General features: G+C 53.8%; 3 protein-coding genes. All 3 read right to left on the reverse strand.

The genetic code is table 11. The annotated features are described in order from the left end of the window. A partial coding sequence (locus Psch_RS20925) for a xanthine dehydrogenase family protein molybdopterin-binding subunit (RefSeq protein WP_190259631.1) occupies positions 1 to 2,381 on the reverse strand: 2,381 nt, incomplete at its 3' end. After that, positions 2,381 to 2,854, reverse strand: coding sequence for a (2Fe-2S)-binding protein (locus Psch_RS20930; RefSeq protein ID WP_190258801.1), 474 nt, complete (start codon positions 2,852 to 2,854; stop codon positions 2,381 to 2,383). The genes Psch_RS20930 and Psch_RS20925, both read right to left, overlap by 1 nt. Positions 2,855 to 2,857: 3 nt before the next feature. Next, positions 2,858 to 3,739, reverse strand: a complete 882-nt coding sequence (locus Psch_RS20935) for an FAD binding domain-containing protein (RefSeq protein ID WP_190258802.1) — start codon at positions 3,737 to 3,739, stop codon at positions 2,858 to 2,860. Positions 3,740 to 3,826 lie beyond the last annotated feature (87 nt).

The following is a 3,826-nucleotide window of genomic DNA, read 5'->3' on the forward strand; positions in this document are numbered from 1 at the left end:
CAGCCAGCTTCTTTTTCTTTCTTTTCTTTTAAGGCCTTGAGGATCATTTCCGGAGTAATCGGCACTTCGTAGAACCTTACACCGATAGCGTCATAGATCGCGTTGGTAATCGCCGGGAAGGTCGGCTGAACGGCGCCTTCACCGGTTTCCTTAACTCCAAACGGCGCGGTCGGGTCGTAGCTCTCTACCATATTGGTGTCCATATCCGGCATTTCCATGAAGGTCGGGCACTTGTAGTCGTGGAAGTTGGGGTTCAGGTGCTTGCCGTTGGCGTCAAACTTCATATCTTCGTAAAGGCATGCGCCCATGTTGAACACGATGGAACCTTCCACCTGGCCATCCACGGCCATCGGGTTAATCGGTTGACCCACGTCGCCAGCCTCGGTTACCTTCCTGTCATATACACGCCCGGTTTCCGTATCCACTTCCACCTCATGGATCTGGCAGCTGAAGCCAAATGTGGGAGAGTGGCCGATGTTGGCGCCCTGCACCCGGTTGCCGGTGATGATGTCAATGCCTTTGCGCCGCGGCGGCGAGAAATGCCCGACCGCACTTAAAGCGCCAACGGAGTTGACATATTTTTGCACCACTGTTGCCCAGTCGATATTGAACTTGGGCTCGAACATGGAATAGATCTTGCGGTCTTTAATGGTTAACTGGTCAGACCGGCAGCCAAGCAATCCGCCGGCCATTTCTTTAAGCTTGAAGTTGATTTCTTTGGCCGCTTCCAGGATGGCATAACCGGAAGCATAGGTTAAACGGCTGGCAAAACTACCCAAGTCGAAGCTGCCGATTTCCGTGTCACCTAATTGAACGTGCACGTCTTCAAAATGGATGCCCAACGCCTCAGCCGCCATCTGGGCCATGGCAGTAATGCAGCCCTGGCCGATTTCGGCAGCCGCGCAAAGCAGGGTCACGCCGCCCTCGGTGTCTACCTTCAGCGTTACTGAGGTATGGGGCTTGTATGACTGGTAGAGGGTATAGGCGGTACCGGAAATGTAATAGCCGCCGGCCAGGCCGATGCCTTTACCGAAAGGCAGCTTGCCGTGTTTTTCCAGGTAGCCCGATTTTTCTACCGCGGTCTGCAGGCATTTCTTGTACTCGGTGTGCGGCACGTACATGTTGTTGATGGCGGTATAGCCTGACTCAACGGCGTTCTTCATCTTCAGTTCGTACGGGCTGATCCCCATCATTTCAGCCAGCTCGTCCAACATGCACTCCATGGCAAACCTGGGCTGAACGCCGCCGAGACCACGCTGGGCGCCGCAGCTGGGCTTGTTGGTAAAAACGTTCCTTACATGGGTACGGGCATTGGGCACTTTGTAGGGCAGGTGCACCATCGACGCGGTGTAGAACATCACCACGACGCCCCAGCCTGCGTATGCGCCTTTGTCCATAGTATTGTCAAATTCTACAGCTTGGATATAACCGTCTTTGTCCAGACCGATTTTCCATTTCATGTAGCATGGGTGCCGGCCTTTGCTCGTGAAGAATACTTCATCACGGTCGTAAGTTACTTTGACCGGCCGGCCAATCTTACGGGACAGAAGGCAGGCCACAAATTCCGATGAGGCTGCCTCGCCCTTGCCGCCGAAACCGCCGCCCACTGCGGGGAGCGTAACCCGGATCTTGCTCATGGGCATTTCTAATACGATGGACATCTGGCGGTGCAGGTAGTGCGGAACCTGGCTGCTGGCCCACAGGTGCAGCTGGCCGCTCTGGGTGTCATAGCTGGCCAAGGCGGACATCGGCTCGATATAGCCGTGCTGCGGCCGGCCGGTTTTGAATTCTCTTTCTAAAATGTACTCGCACTTTTCAAAGGCTTTGTCCACGTCGCCGTAGATCTGCTCACCTGTGTGCAGGAAGTTGCCCGGTTTATCTTCATGAATCAGTACTTCATCTGCGCGCGCCATAGACTCAAAGGGATCCAATAACACCGGCAGGGGCTCGTATTCTACTTCAATCAGGTCGCAGGCGGCCTCAGCGGTCTCTTCATCAATGGCGGCAACAGCGGCCACGCCTTCACCATAAAAGCGAACCTTGTCTACGGCCAGAGCGGTCTCGTTGGCCGACTGGGGCACGATACCCCATTTGTTGGGAGCTTCGTCTCCGGTGAGTACTGCCAGTACTCCCGGCAATGCCAGCGCCTTGCTGCAGTCGATCTTTTTAATTTTGGCGTGCGCGTATTCCTTGCAGCGCTTAATTTTCCCATACACCATACCCGGCAGCACCATGTCGGCGGTATAAATCGCTTCACCTTTAGCCTTGGCCGGGCCGTCTATCCGCGGAAAGCTTTTTCCTATCTGGGTGAACCTTCTCTCATCCAGATATGAAGGTTTCCCTTCACGTACATAATTTTCTCTCTTATCCCAGGCTCCCATTACTTCACCCCCGTTTCAGAAGCTACTTCAATGGCTTCGATAATTCTCTTAAAACCGGTACAGCGGCAGATGTTTCCGGACATCTCGTGCTTGATGTCATATATGCTGGGCTTGGGATTCCTGTTCAGAAGCCCGGTGGCCGACATGAGCATGCCCGGTGTGCAGAAACCGCACTGGATCGCGCCATGGTTGACAAATGCCGCCTGAAGCGGGTTCAGTTCGCCGTTCGGCAGGGCCAGCCCTTCTACAGTGGTAATCTTCTTGCCGTTGCAGGTGATTGCCAGCGTGATGCAGGACAATACGGGTTTGCCTTCCACCAGCACGGTGCACGCCCCGCAGTCGCCCATCCCGCAGCCTTTCTTGGTGCCGGTGAGTCCTACTTTTCTCCTGATTACATCAGCCAGCAAGTCCCTGGGGCTAACAGCCAGATCATAAACCCGGCCATTTATATCCAAGCTTATCAGTTGTTTCATCACTTACACCTCCTGAGCGGCGGCAAACGCCTCTTTGAGTAGTCTGCGGGCCAGCACCCCTACGATTTCGCTCCGGTATTCCTCGGAGGCCCGGATGTCGGTAATCGGCTTCGCTTCGCCCTGAGCCGCTTCAGCCGCTTTCGCTGCTAATTCATCGCTAAATTTCTGCCCGGTCAGGAGTGCGGGAACTGCTGTGGATACCAGCGGTTTGATGAAAACCGAGCCCATGACCAGTTTTACACTCTTGACAGTCTTTTTGTCAGCTTCCAGTTCAAGGGCGACCGCCATGTTGACACAGTCAATTTCATTGGCGTCCCTGGCGCCCATATAGGCATATTTGGCTACCAACTTCGGAGAGGGTTCCGGCAGCTTAAACTTGGTCAGGATCTCGCCTTCCTTGAGGTCGATCTTTCTGACACCCTGGATGAACGCTTCCAGTGGCATTTCCCTTTCACCGGCAGCGCTGCTGACTACAACCGTAGCGCCATAAGCTACCAGGGGTGTGGGGGTCTCGCCGGACGGAGATGCGTTACAGCTGTTGCCGCCGATTGTGCCCATGTGCCTCACCTGGGATGAACCTAGCTCTCCTGCCGCATGGGCAAGAGCAGGGTATTTTTCCTTCACTATCTCAGAATACTGAATCTCTGCAATCTTTGTGGTCGCGCCGATTTCCATACCTTTACCCGGCTCATATTTGATGCCTTTAAACTCTTCAATGTTGTTGATGTCAATGAGGTATTCCGGGCTTATGATTTTGTCTTTCATCAATACCAGCAGGTCTGTGCCACCGGCAAGAATCCTGGCCTTGCTTCCCAGACGACTCACCACTTCAAATGCTTCCCCAGGCGTCTTGGGAGCCAAATACTCAAAGTTATTCATATACATCTTTGCAAGCCACCTCCTTCAAATACTTTCAGCTACCCATCGATAACCGCTTTCTTCACTTCTTACTGCAGAAAATTCTGATGTCGC

Origin of the sequence: Pelotomaculum schinkii (genome assembly GCF_004369205.1) — a bacterium.
Lineage (GTDB): Bacteria > Bacillota > Desulfotomaculia > Desulfotomaculales > Pelotomaculaceae > Pelotomaculum_C > Pelotomaculum_C schinkii.